13 protein-coding genes are annotated in these 14799 nt (G+C 46.0%); 5 read left to right on the forward strand and 8 right to left on the reverse strand.

What is annotated here, in order from left to right:
• Nucleotides 1-135 precede the first annotated feature (135 nt).
• The 3 genes from AC6R16_RS14865 to AC6R16_RS14875 all read left to right on the forward strand — a co-directional run bounded on the left by AC6R16_RS14865 (nt 136) and on the right by AC6R16_RS14875 (nt 3030).
• Nucleotides 136-1008 carry a LysR family transcriptional regulator gene (locus tag AC6R16_RS14865; protein WP_500674873.1) on the forward strand — a complete coding sequence of 291 codons (873 nt, stop codon included), beginning with the start codon at nt 136-138 and terminating at the stop codon, nt 1006-1008.
• A gap of 134 nt (nt 1009-1142) precedes the next feature.
• Nucleotides 1143-2735, forward strand: a complete 1593-nt coding sequence (locus AC6R16_RS14870; RefSeq protein WP_500674874.1) for a bacteriohemerythrin — start codon at nt 1143-1145, stop codon at nt 2733-2735.
• Nucleotides 2736-2877: 142 nt separating this feature from the next.
• Complete coding sequence (locus AC6R16_RS14875) at nt 2878-3030, forward strand: hypothetical protein (RefSeq protein ID WP_004746464.1); 153 nt, start codon at nt 2878-2880, stop codon at nt 3028-3030.
• A 69-nt stretch (nt 3031-3099) separates the two neighbouring features.
• On the opposite strand, the gene AC6R16_RS14880 is transcribed toward AC6R16_RS14875, so the two are convergent.
• The 8 genes from AC6R16_RS14880 to AC6R16_RS14915 all read right to left on the reverse strand — a co-directional run bounded on the left by AC6R16_RS14880 (nt 3100) and on the right by AC6R16_RS14915 (nt 12372).
• Complete coding sequence (locus tag AC6R16_RS14880) at nt 3100-3462, reverse strand: RidA family protein (protein ID WP_500674875.1); 363 nt, start codon at nt 3460-3462, stop codon at nt 3100-3102.
• A gap of 7 nt (nt 3463-3469) precedes the next feature.
• Nucleotides 3470-4501 (reverse strand): lactonase family protein, encoded by a 1032-nt coding sequence (locus AC6R16_RS14885; RefSeq protein WP_500674876.1) that lies wholly within the window; start codon nt 4499-4501, stop codon nt 3470-3472.
• 64 nt (nt 4502-4565) lie between these two features.
• Entirely contained in the window at nt 4566-7016 is a 2451-nt protein-coding gene (locus AC6R16_RS14890; protein ID WP_500674877.1) for a beta-N-acetylhexosaminidase, read from the reverse strand.
• A 35-nt stretch (nt 7017-7051) separates the two neighbouring features.
• Entirely contained in the window at nt 7052-7696 is a 645-nt protein-coding gene (locus AC6R16_RS14895; RefSeq protein WP_500674878.1) for a bifunctional 4-hydroxy-2-oxoglutarate aldolase/2-dehydro-3-deoxy-phosphogluconate aldolase, read from the reverse strand.
• A gap of 14 nt (nt 7697-7710) precedes the next feature.
• The gene (locus AC6R16_RS14900; RefSeq protein WP_500674879.1) at nt 7711-8673 is read right to left on the reverse strand and encodes a sugar kinase; all 963 of its coding nucleotides are present in this window, start codon (nt 8671-8673) and stop codon (nt 7711-7713) included.
• 69 nt (nt 8674-8742) lie between these two features.
• Nucleotides 8743-10257, reverse strand: coding sequence for a sodium:solute symporter family protein (locus AC6R16_RS14905; protein WP_500674880.1), 1515 nt, complete (start codon nt 10255-10257; stop codon nt 8743-8745).
• A gap of 224 nt (nt 10258-10481) precedes the next feature.
• Nucleotides 10482-10874, reverse strand: coding sequence for a RidA family protein (locus tag AC6R16_RS14910; RefSeq protein ID WP_038187972.1), 393 nt, complete (start codon nt 10872-10874; stop codon nt 10482-10484).
• Between the two features lie 58 nt (nt 10875-10932).
• Nucleotides 10933-12372 carry an N-acyl-D-amino-acid deacylase family protein gene (locus AC6R16_RS14915; RefSeq protein WP_500674881.1) on the reverse strand — a complete coding sequence of 480 codons (1440 nt, stop codon included), beginning with the start codon at nt 12370-12372 and terminating at the stop codon, nt 10933-10935.
• 179 nt (nt 12373-12551) lie between these two features.
• On the opposite strand from AC6R16_RS14915, the gene AC6R16_RS14920 reads away from it, so the two are divergent.
• Together AC6R16_RS14920 and AC6R16_RS14925 are read left to right on the forward strand one after the other, a co-directional pair.
• Nucleotides 12552-13823, forward strand: a complete 1272-nt coding sequence (locus AC6R16_RS14920) for an amino acid deaminase (protein WP_500674882.1) — start codon at nt 12552-12554, stop codon at nt 13821-13823.
• A 92-nt stretch (nt 13824-13915) separates the two neighbouring features.
• The gene (locus tag AC6R16_RS14925; RefSeq protein ID WP_004746447.1) at nt 13916-14779 is read left to right on the forward strand and encodes a MurR/RpiR family transcriptional regulator; all 864 of its coding nucleotides are present in this window, start codon (nt 13916-13918) and stop codon (nt 14777-14779) included.
• Nucleotides 14780-14799: the final 20 nt, after the last annotated feature.

Here is a 14799-nt window from a genome sequence, read left to right on the forward strand (position 1 = left end):
AGTTGGCCATCTTCTGCCAGTACGAACAAACCGCTTGGTTAAGCTGAGTATTTTCTGGCGATAGAGTTACTTTAGAAGAGAAACATGAACGAAAAAAGCATAGCTTTTAGACCATAATGGTCATATTATTAGACCATGATTGCCTTAGAACATTTGCACGTTGTTAACGTGATTCATCAGGAAGGTAGCTTTCGCAAAGCAAGCGAGAAGCTATTTAAAGCGCGTAGCGCGGTGTCTTATTCCGTTAAGCAGGTTGAAGATCACTATCAAATAGAGATTTTTGATCGTGACACTTACCGCCCGACTCTTACCAGAGAAGGCAAAGTTCTGCTGCAAAAAATCCAGCGGTTGCTCGATGCTGCCAACGAGTTCGACCTTTTCGCGCGTCAGATGAACAGTGAAGTCGAAAGTGAACTTAAAATCAGTATTAGTGCAATCTTCCCGGCCGACAAAGTAACCGATCTTCTCAAACACATTAAGCAATCCTATCCAGAGACTGTAATTCATCTAGACATAGAAACCGCCTCAGGCGAGCGTATGTTGTTGGATGATAAAGTGGATATCGGTATTTATGCCGTAAGAGAACTAAACCAAGAGTTGGTAGAATATCAGCGCATTGATAACCTGAGTTTGCCGGTATTCATTTCAGACCAGTTCCCTTTGGCTAAGCTAAACCAAATCAAACAGAGTGATTTGTATGAATACCCGCAAGTCGTGGTTAAATCATCCTACAAGTCAAACCCTGACTCGGGGATCGTCAAGCAAGCCTTACAATGGTATGTCTCTGATCACCAAACAAAAAAGTCGCTGATAAAAAGTGGCTTAGGTTGGGGGCGACTCGCCACACATGAAATCGAGCATGAACCAGGGCTAATCCCTGTTCCAACTTTCGAACCACTCAACGTACCCATTTATATTGCGCGCAAGAAAACTACAGCGCTTGGCCCGGTTGGTCAGTTAATGTGGGACTACTTTCAAGCTACCTTCAATGAGCTCGACGAAGACTAAGGTGAGCAACTTAGAAAACTAGCCCTTTAGAATTAATTTTAATCAATTTAATGTTTGATTTCGGTGGGTCATTCCGTATCTATCGCCTAAATTTAATGAAGTGAGCAACAGATTTCCGGCCAAGGAGCTGGCGTATGTTTAGATCATTATTTTCTAGCTTAAATAGACTCTCTTCGTTGCAGTGGTCAATGCTGCTAACCTTGTTCATTCTTCCCATTGCTATTGAACTCTTCATAGGGCAATCTTGGTTATGGCTCATTTTGTTACTGATTTATCACTTGATTGTGGTATATGCCATAACCTCTATGACCAGCTTGTTGGATCAGCTTAAGCAAATCGCTACCCACCTATCAGAGGGTGATCTTACGATAAGAATTGACAGCAATGATACTCCCAGCACTCCCTTGTTGCGTACTTTCAACCGCATTGGTGAGGATATTTCTCGAACCGTACACGCCCTTCGTAAATCGACTGCCCGCTTAGTAGAAGTTGCTGAAACCGTCCAAGAAGATTCGGGGATTTCAAAAACGGGCGCGATCGGACAAAAACAAGATGTTGATAACGCCAAAGAGATCATCAGCCAGCTCTCTGAAATCACGCAAAACGTTTCTAACTACTGTGAATCAACCGCAACGCTGGCTAATCAAGCCAAATCCAAAGCAGATCAGGGCACCCATGACATGGTTGCCTTAGAAGCAGCGCTCGATAACGCCAATCAGCATATTGAAAACTCCAATGAACACTTTCAGTCATTAATGGAAGAAACCGCGCAGATTAGCCAAGTAATGGAGACCATTAGTGGCATCGCCGAACAAACTAACTTGCTTGCACTAAATGCGGCCATAGAGAGTGCTCGTGCTGGAGAACAAGGCCGCGGTTTTGCCGTCGTCGCCGATGAAGTCCGTTCTTTGTCAAAAAGAACTCAAGAAGCAACAGAAGAGATTCGCAATAAGATAACCAATCTTCAAGCCAAGACTGATGACGTGTTGGAAACCATGCAAGAAAACAAATCAAGCATGCAACGCTCATTAGAAATCGCATCTACGGCAGAGCACACATTCAAAGAGCTTAATCTACAAATCGATGAAGTACGTACTTACGGCCAACATATTGCTCAATCATCAGAGCAGCAACTAGGTCAAACTCAAAGCTTACAAGACAGCCTAGCGCTTATTGCTTCGGAATCCGATAACAACGTTCGGTCTACGCAGGAAACCTTGATAGCCAGTATTACGGTGCGTAACTTGTCTGGGGAAATTGATTCCTTACTTCATCGCTTTGCAACCAATTCAAATCAAATCGAAGCCGATGAAGCCAAGCGAGAAAAACTGATGGAATGGAACGCTCAACTCGACATTGGTTTAGACGAGATTAATCGCCAGCATCGTACCCTACTCCATCTCATTAACGAGCTCTATTACCTGCTTAAACACAATTATGGCCTGCCTTCGATCAAGCGAGTGGTTCAGGGTTTGATTGACTACACGGCTAACCACTTTGCCTATGAAGAAATTTTGTTCGAACAAATCGGCTACGAGCAAACCAGTCATCATGTGGCGGCGCATCAACAGTTGGTAAAAGAGGTCTTAGATTTTCAGCGTCGCGTAGAAACAGGGGAAGACATCGGCGATGAGTTAATGACGTTTCTCAAAAACTGGCTTAAAAACCATATTATGAAGGAAGATAAAGCTTACGTAGACTCATTTAAAAACAACAATTTAAGCTAATAAGCGTAGTCAAATTGTAAGCTCACACTACAAGTAATTTATTTGATTGTGACGACAAAAAACCTGATTAGTTGTCAGGAGCAATTGCTGTTTAAATCCGCGCCGAGAGATTAATTCTATCCATTAACTTCAAGGTGTTTCCATGTTTGCAATTGATGATGTTGTTGTCGCAACAAAAGGCGTTGATTTCGGTAAGATGGTGGTTGTTGGTCTAAGCAGCGGCGGCTTCTACGTTCGAGTAACGGTAGATGGTATGACACTGACTTACCCAGCTCGCGATCTGCAAAAAGCGTAATCACGCAGCAAGTACACGATCAAAAAAGGTAGCGATTTCGCTACCTTTTACGTTTTTGTTCAGCAAATGCTACTGATACTTTTCCCCCGCAGCTGCGACAAATGCCATTTCAACCAATAGGTTAGGATCTGCAAGTTCGACTTTAACGCAAGCGCGACTTGGTGCTGTGCCTTCCAAAAACCAGTTATCCCACACTTCATTCAAAGAATCGAAGTTAGCAAAGTCAGTCACGTAGATAGTGACCGACAAAAGACGCGTTTTATCGCTATCGACGCTTGCGAGCATCTGCTCAGCTTGATCAAAAATCTGCTGTACTTGCCCCTTAATATCTGCGGAGGTATCCGTTTCAGCCACTTCGACAAAATGAGCAATGCCATTAAATACCGTTACATCTGACCAACGTTTTGTAGGGTTAATACGGTGAATTGTCATACTGTTCTCAATCGTTATTTTGTTCAATTACGCAGACAGGTGCGCCAACTTGGCACTGATATCCTGTTGCGACTAATGCTCCCGTCTTCAAATCACGACGAAAGCTAGTAAGGTTGTTGGAATGCTGATTGGCGACGACTACCCACTCGCCACAATCGCTAATCGTAAAATCACGTGGAAAACCACCGCCACAATCGGTTAAGCCAAGCCATTGCGCTGTAGGTTGCGAAACATCAAAGCAGCTCAACACGTTCTGCTGTCGACATGACACATAAATAAACCTCTCGTCTTGCGACAACTTAATCGCGGACGCGGCTTCTCCTTTCTCCCCATTTGGGATTAAGTCTGACTGCTGTGACACTTGCCAGCCAGTGTCTGTTTTAGTCAGCACAACCAAGGTTTCACTTAACTCACACACAACATAAGCTTTATCTTCAGCGCGATTGAACACCAAATGGCGAGGTCCAGACCCAGGCGTTAAAGCTAGCGTTTGTCGCAAGAGAAATTGGTTTTGCTCAATGTGATAGAAGCGGATGGCATCGCTGCCTAAATCCACACTTACCAACGCTTTTTCCGTGCGCTGAAACACTACTTGGTGCGCATGCGGGGACGCTTGTCTATCAAAATTGGGGCCTTTCCCCTCTTCAAATAACGTTATCACCAGCTCTCTTGGTACTCCATCATCACTAAGAGCAAACACGTTGACATCACCAGACCCGTAGTTGGCAACGGCTAGGTATTGGTTATTCTCACAAACGTCTAAGTGACAAGGATAGTCGCCTAAAATGGGCAGCGCGTGATTGATGCCTCCTTGCATACAGACAAGTTGTGCGCCGTCTTGCTGAGCAACTTCTGAAAAACTATATAGGGCTTGGCGGGTTTGTTTGAGGTAAGAAGGATTACGTAGAGGATAGAAATCGCCGAGGAGAGTCAGTTCACCAGTCTGAGGATTTAAGCTGACCTGAGCAATGCCTTGGCTCTGACTCGGGGCATCAGTGTAGGTTCCGATGAAAAACCGTAAGTGACCGCTTACTTGCATTGTAATACTTCCAAATAAAAAGGAGTTTGCCGCTAGCGTGCGCTAGCGGCAAATGGTTTAACCATTATTTACTCAGAGTTTTAAGTAAGCTCTCAGTTGGTTTAACAATGGCGACAATCGTTTCATCAATGATGATGGCATTTTGATCAATCAATGCTTGATACTCTGCCGCATCCATTGCGCGAACTTGGTGACCTTGCTTAGCCGTTTCAATTAACGTTAAGGCTAAGTCTGCTACTCGCACACTTGCGTCTGCCACTGCAACCGTATCAACTGACGCAACATTCGCTGCAAAGATTGGCTTAGCCTGAGTGGCTGCAAACTTCACCGCTTGATAATGGCCTTGCAATGTATCTAGAGCGGCTTTATCACCCTTAGCAAACGCCTCAACCAAATCATTCATCTGATATACCGCCAGGCTTTCTACAGGTAGCGCATCAGCAAAGCGATTTAAGCGTTCATATTGATTGTAAAGATCGCCTTTGTTCGGCGTTGATATCCATTTCTCCCAGTGACGCGCGTAATACTGCGCAGGTTCAATGTACTTAGAAAGTGTTTGCAAAGGCATCACATCCGCACCATTTGCGAGGCGCTTAAGCATCATGTTGGCGTCAGCGTGATGACGTAAACCAACGGAGACTTCAGACCACGTATCCATCGCATTCATACGACGATACATGCTGCGCTCATCGGTAAGCTCTTGGCTAGACCACAAACGCTCAGCAATCGCGTAGCTACGCGGCCACAAACGCTGTTCGATGGTCATTGAATCAAGATTTTCACCCCAAATGGTGATTTCACCACCCAAGATGAGTTTCTGTTCATCTTTGGTTAGCTCAGCAGGGTAGCCGCCGTTTGGCTGAGGAATAACAGAACCCTTGATTGAACTTCCTGCCACTAGCTCACCTGTCGCAGGCCAGCGAACGTTACCGATAAGCTGATAACTACTTGGCTTAAGCTTGCCACCAGCAAACTCATAGTTGAACTCGGTGTAGGACATAAAGTTATCGAAATGACCGCGGAACACTTTGCCCGGCACATATTCAAGAATATGAACTTCTTGGCGAGACTTGCCATTGTAATCGGTAAACGCGCGGTACGTACCATCTTTTGCTTCGATGATGGTCAGATTACCTTTACGCGGGCCACCCTTATTGCGTGGTTTAACCCAGTCGTAGGTTGCGAATCGCTCACCACTATGCAGTTTATCGTCGACAGTAATACCTGTTGGCATTGGATCATTGCGGTAGTGGTAGCTAGTCGGTTGCGGCTGGTCTAGATAATAGCCCGTTGACAGCACCCCTTGATACCCTTCTTTCGCGGCACGACCAATACTGTCGTGTCCACGCCAACTTTGGATAACAATTGAAGTCGGCAAATCTTTATGCCAGATCTCATCCCAACCAGACATTTTCTTGCCACGCTGCTCAAGCATCTTTTCCACTTTCGTGTTGAGATAAGATTGCAGACCACGTTCACCGTCTAGGTTATTGTCAGCAATGAACTTCTGAATGCTCGGGTTTTCTTCCCACTGCTTGTAGTTCGGCTCGTCGCCACCAATGTGGAAGTACTCATCAGGGAACAGCTCCACCACCTCATCAAAGACACTTTCGAGCATGGTGTACAGTTCTGGATTAGTTGGGTCCATCAGTGGTTCAAACACGCCCCAGCCACGCTGCTGAGGGTAAGCTTGCTCGCCGACACCAGACATCAATTCTGGATAAGCATGAGCAACTGCAGAAGCATGCCCTGGTAAAGAGATTTCAGGAATAACACGAATGCCAAGATTACGCGCGTAGTCCACCACATAACGAATCTCGTCTTTGGTGTAGTAGTCACCATCTGCCGTTTCAGACCAGAGCTTAGTGTAGTTATCTAGCTGAATACGAATCGCTTGGTCATCCCAAATGTGCCAGTGGAAGACGTTCATCTTCGCCGATGCCATCGCATCAAGCTGACGCAAAATCACGTCGAACTCGATAAAGTGACGTGACGTATCGTATGAAACACCACGCCATTTAAAGCGTGGCTCATCTTCAATCGACACTTCTGGCACGTGATAGCCCTTAGCATCTGTTGTCACTAGCTGAAGGAAGGTTTCTAAGCCATGTAGCGCACCATATGGACGCTCAGAGCGGATAACAATTTGACCATTCTTAGCATCCAGTTGGTAAGACTCATCACTCTCTATGCCTTGTACTTGGCTTTTTGGTGCCTTGCTAATATCAATCACCAAGGTTGCGTCTTTCTCGGACTCGGCTTGCCAATGAAGCATAGGTAAACCGGTTTGACGATAAAGCCTTTCCATCGTGCGTTTTACATTGAATTGCACACGCTCAGAGTCATAACCTTTTACATAGATACTAAAATCTTTGTCGAGCGCAATTTGCCCTTTCCCCAGTTCGACTTCCTGAGGGTAAGGCATAAGATTAAGATCAGTATTAGGAGCCATTGCCATCGCTGTTTGCCCCGCCATTAAGCCAGAAATAAGTAGTGCTAACGTTGCTTTGTTCATCCGTGTCATCCCAAATTTACTAATGTTCGATTCAATTACGCAACATGCGCAACCGCTTCTTGGACAAGCTTCGCGATCTCATCCCATTGTTCGTTCTCAATCAGTGTTGGAGCCACCATCCAAGTACCACCACAGCAAATCACGCGGTCAATCGCTAGATAGTCATTGATATTGTGTTTACCGATACCACCAGTTGGCATGAATGACACATCAACGTATGGAGCAAGCAGAGACTTCACCATGCTAATGCCGCCAGATGCTTCCGCAGGGAAGAATTTTAGGAAGGTTAAACCCAGCTCTAGTGCTTGCTCGACTTGGCTTGGGTTGTTGACTCCAGGAACAACAGGCATGCCTATCTCTTGGCAGCGACGAACTGTGTTTGGATTAAGTCCAGGAGCAACCACGAATTCACTGCCTGCTTCTTTCGCTAGATCAATTTGCTCCGACGTCAGTACCGTTCCCGCGCCAATGCACATTTCAGGATACGCTTCACGCATTGCACGGATTGCCTCTGCTGCCGCTTCAGTACGGAAGGTCACTTCAGCGACGGGTAGGCCATTTTCAACCAAAACTTTGGCTAGAGGTACTGCATGTTCGACCTTGTTGATTTGGATAACAGGGACAACTTTGAACTGCTGTAGCTTGTTGATAATTTCTTGAGATGTAGCTTGTAGAGACATAATAGTTTCCGATTCTATTTCTGGTCTTGTGACCCAATAATAAGTTCACTCATCGCGCTGACGGGAATAATCGCGCCTGAGTACTGAATAACGGTTGAAGCTAATTGATGGCCTAATAGCGCTGAGGCACTGGCACTTTTTCCGGTAAGGCGCGCAGCAAGATAACCTGCGGCAAACGAGTCCCCTGCGGCGCACGTGTCGACGACCTTGTTCACTTTACTTGCCGCAACGTAACGCTCTTCTATGCCTAGATCGCTAGTGGTGATGATTTTACAAGGCTCGCAACCACGCTTAATCACCACTTCTTTGCAGCCAAGGCGCAGACATCTCGCTTGCACCGACTCTTCACTGCCCCAGACGATGTGGTCATCATCTTCTGTAATCAAAGCAATATCGACGCAAGGTAGAAGCTTTGCATACCAATGCTGCGCTTGCTCTGTTGACCAAAGTTGCGGGCGGTAGTTGTTATCGAATATCACCTTTCCACCTTGAAGTGAGAAGGTACAAACAGCATCAAGTAAGCGTTGACGTGAATCGTCGTCAAGAATGGCAAGGCTGATACCGCTGAGGTATACCGCATCTAGCACCTTATCAGCCAGTGCAGCTTCAAGTTTGGTTTGGCTTTCGCTATTAAAGTAAAACTTGGCTGCGGCATCACTGCGCCAATAGTGGAAGTGACGCTCACCCGTCTCATCCGTTTCAACCATGTATAGGCCGGGCAGTTTGTTCTCAATGTATTCGACCAACTCAGTTTGAATGCCTTCATGATGCCAGTTTTCCAACATACTCTGAGACAATTCATCGTGACCAAGCCCCATCGCATAGTGCACAGAAACATTTTGATTTTGAGTTAAACGAGACAGGTAAAGCGCCGTATTGAGCGTGTCACCGCCGAATTTTTTACTCAGTGGAGACCCACTGATTTCGACCATGCACTCGCCAAAAAAAGCAATGTTAAAATTAGAAGATGCCGACATAACACACCTTAATCTTGAAAAGTAAAAAAACAATGGCTCTGCTAGGCAGAGCCAAAGTTGTGGAGAAAACTAGCTAGTTTGAGTGGCAGGACGTTGTGCAGATTTGTCTTCTTCTAGGACGCCTGAGTCAGACAATTCCATTTCCATCAGAGCACGCTCATCGTCAAGGATTGCTCTTGCCATTTCAGGGCTGACTTGGTTAGCAGGAGTACATAGGCTCACTACTACACCTGCTGTCAGCGCGAACAGACAAGATGGAATCACTGGGTTGCCCCAGAAGGCTGTGTAATCCGCGTTGAGCATGACAGTGAATGAAGCCACTGAAGCACCAGCAAGTGTCGCGATAGCACCTTGCCAGTTGTAACGCTTCCAGAAGCGACCTAGCATTCCGCACACGAACATGCCTGACATAACAGTAGAAATCATCTTAGTGATGTAGCCAATGATATCGTTTGAAGTCAGAGCAAACAGTAGAGCAAAGCCGATAACCACAACCAGCGCTAGACGAGAGTAGTTGAGCATAGATTCTTTGTTTGGCACACGACCTGTGAACATAACGTAAACATCACGCAGTAGAATCGACACACCCGCAATCGCATCAGAGCTTGCACTCGACATGGTTGCTGACAGACCAGCAATCAGAACAATCATACCGATACCTACTGGCAATACAGTCGCAGCAATGTATGGGAACGAGAAGTTAGGGTTGTCTAGTGTTGGGTCAATCGCATGTGCAGCCATACCAATGATTGCAGGAATGATAGAGAAGAATAAATACAGTACGCCCGAGCCAATGAACGAGCGGCGAATGGTAGACACATCCTTACCCGAGTAGATACGCTGGCGGAATGAAGGCGTCGCAAGTACACCAACACCAATCACAACCGCTAAAGATACCGCTGGAATGATGCCGAGCTTTTCAATCGCTAGGAAGCTCGTTGCGGCCGGGTCCATAGCTGCGTATAGGTTGTCCATACCACCGATATGTTGAACCGATAGAACCGCCATCAGAATGAAGCCAACAAATAGAATGATTGCTTGAATCGTATCCGTCCAGACAACCGCAGTGTAACCGCCAATCACAACATAGATAGTAAACGCTGCAGCTATGATGATTTTCGCTAGGTTAAGGTCGATGTCAGCGATCCACGCGAGGTACATACCACCGCCAAGAATATGCGCGCCTAGCCAGCCGATTGAAGCGATAAAGATAAGCAAGCCAACCACATTCTTAACGATGCGATTTGCACCCACATAGTAAGCAAGCTCTTCACTCATGGTCATAAAGTTCAGTTTACGAACCGGAGCAAACCATAGCGCAAGAAGTAAGATACCAATGGCACCACCGATGCCATAAAGCGCACCAGCCCAGCCATTAGCATAACCAAAACCAACCGCGCCCATACTTGAGCCCGTACCGACCATAGTCGCGACGGTTGTACCTAATACAAGAAACAGAGGTAAGCCACGGCCACCTAATAGAAAATCTTCCCCCGACTTTTGGTTGCGCGAAACAAACCATCCAAGCCAAATCAGAAATACTACATATGCGCCGAAGCCAGTAAGAAAAAGTGTACTATTCATTGGACACCTCTCAATGTCAAAATCCATCTTTCAGATTAATATAATTCCTGCAGCTGTATTATCTCGTCTATTTAAGACAACAATTAAATATAAAATCTACCTATATTTAATTAATATTTATGTTGCTATGCAATTAAGAATTATATTTGTAGGGATGAGATCACCGAAACAATATTAACAGGGAACGAAATTATTCCGGTACTCTTAATTATTATTTGTGAAGTCTATCGGCGATCTTCGCGGTAACAAGTCACATCAACTTCTACCTTCACATCAACAACCAAATCACACACCATGCAGATACGTGCTGGCGGGTGCTCGCCAAAGAACTCTTTGAACACCTTATTGAATGATTGGAAATAACGAGAGTCCGTTAAAACAACCTTTACATGAACCACATCTTCTAGTGTGTAGCCCGCTTCAGTCATGATATCGACACAGTTCTGGATCGCTAGGCGAGACTGGTCAACGATACCACCTTCTACCACTTCACCGTCGGTCATAGGTGTTTGACCGGAAACGTATAGGAAACCGCCTGCTTCAGTCGCTCGTGCAAATGGAAGGTGTTGACCACCAGTGCCTGTTCCACCTTCTACACCGTAACGCTTAATAGACATAATATTCTCCAGTATAAGTACTTTATTAAATTGATAATAAATAAATTGATTTTAATTTTTAGGCGTCATTTCTATAAATAAATACGCCACTTCTATTTTTGGTTACATCGCCAGATAAATATGACAACTCACCATTAACAAATACAGATTCAACACCTTTTGCCATTGAAATAGGATTTTCAAAGGTTGCAGTATCTTTTATTGTATTTGGGTTAAATAAAACTAAATCTGCGTAAGCCCCGACTTTTATTTCGCCGCGATCTTTTAAGTTATATCGCTTGGCTGACATGCCCGTCATTTTGTGAATGGCTTCCGCTAATGAAAACAGTTTCTCTTCACGACAGTAGTGTCCAAGCACTTTCGGGAAAGTGCCCCACAAACGTGGATGTGGATGTGGGTCATTGGGTAATCCGTCGGAGCCCACCATGGTCAGTTTGTATTTCAAAACGCGTTTAACGTCGTTTTCATCCATGCAGTGGTAAACCGCACCAGCAGGTTGAATCGCTTTTGCCGCCTCCATTAATGGCAGATCCATCTCCTCGGCAATGTCTTTGAGCATTTTACCTGCATGTTCAGGGGCGGTTTCCGACCAAGTAATAAAGATATCGATCTCGTCGGTCACTTGTTTTAGGTCAAGTGTTGATGAACTAGCCGAGTACGGGTAGCAGTCACAAGACACATCTTGGTGTTTCGCCGCCTCATCCATCACATTGAGCACTTCTTTTGTTCGTCCCCAGTTGCCAGCGCCAGCACACTTAAGATGCGAGATAACAACCGGTACCTTAGCGAACTGCCCCGTTTCAAACGCTTCTTCCATTGCGGAGATGATCTCTTCAAATTCTGTACGCATGTGGGTGGTATAAATGCCGCCGTGTTGACCGAGCACCTGTGCTAAGCGCATGACCTCGTCCGCTGTCGCTTGTTTCGCGCTCGCATAGGCAAGACCAGAGCTCAAACCAAGCGCACCTTCTGCCATCGCTTGGTCAAGCGTACTGCGCATTTGAGCGATTTCTTCATCGGTCGCGGTGCGTTGCAAGTCATCCATCACGTTATTACGCAAAGTGGTGTGACCGACTAATGCCGCTACATTGACTGCAGGATTTGCTTGCTGCACAGCTTGCGCGTAGCTAGCGAACGTTGGGTATTTAAAATCTTCTTGCTTACCGAGTAGGTTCATTGGATCAGGTGGGTCACCGGCTAAGATGGTCGGGCTGGCACTAATGCCACAGTTACCAACAATCACAGTCGTCACACCTTGACTGATTTTTGGAAGACACTCGGGATAACGAATCACATTGGTATCATCGTGAGTGTGAACATCAATAAAACCCGGCGCGAGTGCCAAGCCTTGCCCATCAATCACCTTGCTAGCCGTCGCTTCAGATAACTCACCAATTTGCTCTACACGATTGTGACGAATTGCGACATCAGCGGTATATGCTGGAGCGCCGGTACCGTCAAAGACTTCTACACTTTTGATTATGGTATCGAACAACATGGTTCACTCTCTTCGTCTCTCGTTTGCATGTGTACATACTAATAATTCCCGTATTTAAATCAGTGACAAAACACACATAAAAACCGAATTTGTTTGATAGTTTCTAACATATAAATTAATCTAGATAGCAACAAACATTATTAATCAACAACTTAATTCATGTTAGAAGTGAGCTTGCGATGAAAGAATTCGAGAAAAAGTGTGATACAAACTATCATAATAATACTATCAACATCCCTGGGTGGGGTGAGAAGTCTCAGCCATATCAGAGTGATAGCCAGCAAACCTACAGCTTGATCAACGAAGAAATCAGTCTGCCCGCTGCCGTTATTCAACAATCTAGAATCAACAATAACCTCGACTGGATGCAGCGCTTCGCCACAACCCACAACGTCAAGTTATGCCCGCATGGCAAAACCAGCATGACACCCGCGTTGTTTCGTCAGCAACTTGACCAAGGCGCATGGGGAATGACTGTCGCCACAGCCGCTCAAGCTGAAGTTGCGGCGTTAGCAGGGGCAAGTAACATCATTATCGCTAATCAATTGGTCGGCAAAGCCAATATGGCTATCGTGGCCAATCTGATTGAGCAGCATAGTGTTGATGTATTTGTTTGCGTTGATTCACAGCGTAACGTTGAAGCACTTGGGCAGTTCTTTGCGAGCCGTGACGTCAAACTCAATGTCTTGATTGAATTCGGTGTTGAAGGTGGACGCTGCGGCTGTCGAACTGAGCAGCAAGTTGCCGAGCTTGCTCAGCGCATTGCCGATCAATCTCACCTGTTATTGACTGGTATTGAAGCTTACGAAGGTGTCATCTATGGTGACAATGCAGAACAAGCCATTCGTGATTTTCTCAATCAGATCGTAACGCTTGGCCGTAAACTGGCTCGCGATCAACTCATCTCAGGTAAGCCAATTGTGACTGGTGCTGGCTCAGCGTGGTACGACGTGGTTTCTGAGTGTTTTGCCAACCTCGACGATCTAGATGCCATTATTCGCCCAGGTTGCTACGCCATCCATGACACGGGGATCTATCTAGACGCTCAAAACAAGGTCATGGCGAGAGCAGAGAAAAACCAAGGGGCAGCGTGTGATTTAGGTGGTGATTTACAGTCCTCTCTTGAAGTGTGGGCACACGTCATCTCAAAACCTGAGCCGGGTAAACTCGTGATTGGCCTAGGAAAAAGAGACGTCGCTTTTGATGCCGGTTTACCCACCCCAGAGCGTGCATACCGCGACGGGGAAGCCATTTCCGTCTCTAATGCGGTGACCACTGCAGTGATGGATCAACATGCGTTTATGGAGATAGGTCCTGATTGCCCACTCGATGTTGGCGACGTTGTCGCTTTCTCAACCTCACACCCTTGCCTAACTTTCGATAAATGGCGTGCCATCGCCGTGTGCGACGATGAATACAATGTGACTCACTGGGTAGAAACACGTTTCTAAACCGCTGAACTTTTACGCTTGAATGAATCAGGTATACTGCAAAGCATTGATATGGAGGCCAAACATAGGTCTCCCGAGAATAGGAAAACATCTTGAGTTTAGACGTCGATATTATTTCGCAAATCACTGAGCGTTTTAGCGCCCTGCGCGACGCTGAGAAGAAAGTCGCCAAACTGATCATGGACGATATTCAGACTGCAGCGAATGCGAGTATCACTGAACTTGCTGAAAGCGCTGAAGTCAGTGAGGCTACGATCACTCGCTTTGCTAAAGCCGTTGGCTGTAAAAACGTTCGTGATATGAAAATCAAGCTGGCGCAAACCCTAACAGTTGGTCAACGTTTCATTCTTGAGCCGCCAGATCAAAGTGGTTATCAGGGCATCTACGAATCAATCAAGCAGTCGCTAGATATCAACCGCAATTTGATCAACGAAGCCGATATCGATACCGCTGTGGGTTGGCTACACAATGCAAGACAAGTCATCTCTATTGGTATGGGTGGAGGCTCAACCATTGCCTCGCAAGAGATGCAGCATCGACTATTCCGTTTAGGCTACCCTGTGGTTGCTTATAACGACGGTTTGCTTGCACGTATGATTGCTTCTACCGCAGACAGTAATGACGTATTGGTTATGTTATCCGCAACGGGATACACGCCGACCATCATCGAAACTGCAGAGCTGGCAAAGCAATACGGGGTAAAGATCATCGCCATCACACCGAGCTCAACGCCGCTCTCTGACATTGCCGATCTCACACTACCGATTGAGCACCAAGAGACCGATTTTATCTACAAACCTTCTGCGTCTCGTTACGCAATGTTAGCCTTGGTTGATGTCCTTTCGATGGCGCTTGCCGTCAACCATAAGCGACGTTCAAGAGACAAACTAAGACGGCTTAAGTTGGCATTAGACTCATATCGAGGTGGCTTAGACCGTCAGCCGCTCGGAGACTAATAGCAATCCACCGCAAACAA

It is taken from the genome of Vibrio sp. R10-SG3-ISO10 (assembly GCF_059834185.1).